We start from the raw sequence: 311 nt of genomic DNA on the forward strand, positions 1-311 counted from the left end.
GATCATGAACATCCGGTAGGTCAGGCCGTATTCGAGCTTCGGGATGACGGTGTCCCCGATCCAGGGCTCGGGGTCGCGGGCCATCGACTCGGTCAGCGACCAGAACAGGTTGCGCCAGCCGATGACCTCGCCGACGCGGGTCTGCACGCCGCGGAACCCGCCGGCGCCGGTCGCGTCGAGGGCCTTCATCAGCAGGCCGGCGATGAAGTCGAGCTTGACCGCCAGACGGGTGCAGCCCTGGAAGGTGAACCGGGGCAGGAAGCCGGACTGCGGGAAGAACGCGTTGATCTTCTCCACGTCGCCGTACATGA

General features: G+C 66.6%; 1 protein-coding gene. It reads right to left on the minus strand.

The window, feature by feature from the left end; genetic code table 11:
• Positions 1-311 (minus strand): 4-hydroxyphenylacetate 3-hydroxylase C-terminal domain-containing protein (locus OEY_RS29350; protein WP_010596899.1); only part of this gene is annotated, 311 nt, incomplete at both ends.

It is taken from the genome of Rhodococcus sp. P14 (assembly GCF_000256505.1).
Lineage (GTDB): Bacteria > Actinomycetota > Actinomycetes > Mycobacteriales > Mycobacteriaceae > Rhodococcus > Rhodococcus ruber.